1 protein-coding gene is annotated in these 840 nt (G+C 49.2%); it reads left to right on the top strand.

Features of this window, described 5'->3' with window-relative positions; genetic code table 11:
- The coding region (locus tag GSO_RS15500) for an LPXTG cell wall anchor domain-containing protein (RefSeq protein ID WP_010489079.1) at positions 1–693 on the top strand (693 nt) is incomplete at its 5' end.
- Positions 694–840 lie beyond the last annotated feature (147 nt).

The raw sequence follows: 840 nt of genomic DNA, 5'->3' as shown, positions 1-840 counted from the left end.
CAGATCGGTGATAACTTGCGGAATCCGGTCGTGGTGATTCATGACATCAACATTAACAACGATGCTCTCATCACTGCAGACACCATTAAGAGCATGATCACCAGCATCACGGATATTTACGGTCATTCGCTTGATCCGACTTCACTCAAGTACGCTTTGGTTTCTGCATTCACGAAAGCGCAGAACCAAACAGCGAGTGATAGCATTCCGGCCAATACGATCGAATTCATCCTGACTAAGTTGGCGGATCAATCGGGTTATAAGGTTGAAATTGCGTTTGGCACAAGATTTGTCAACGGTCATGATAGCGGAAGTGGCGCGGTCACCTATGCAACTGCTCAATTACTGTTTAACGGCAAAACCAGTCAGCACGAGTTACCAGGTACTGGTGGTGGCGAGTCTGGCGAAAAGCCTAGCGATCATGTAACGGAGCCGGGTGATACGACCAACCAGCCTAGACCAGGTGAACACAAGGTTGGCAATCCGTCTAATAGTGATAAGAATCGTGTTGACACCAACGCTCATTCTGGAAATAAGACTATTAATGGCAATGCTCGTAATGGTAATGCTCGCCGTCAGTTACCACAAACCGGTGATGAACAGGCTACAAGTCTCTCAATTTGGGGATTGCTGCTGGCAGGCTTCTCACTGCTCCTTGGCGGCCTAAAGAAACGCAAGCGTCCCGATGATTAAGCATGAAAATCGCTGATCAGACAAGCGTTTCTGACACTTGAACCATAACGCGTTCGCCAACCCAGAAACCTGCGTGTAAGGACCTCGGTCGCAATGGCAAAACCCAGCCATCACGCCCGGCGGCCACTTACACTCCGGTTTCTAAGC

Origin of the sequence: Lacticaseibacillus zeae DSM 20178 = KCTC 3804, from assembly GCF_000260435.1 — a bacterium.
Lineage (GTDB): Bacteria > Bacillota > Bacilli > Lactobacillales > Lactobacillaceae > Lacticaseibacillus > Lacticaseibacillus zeae.
This window is presented reverse-complemented; position numbering and strand designations above follow the sequence as displayed.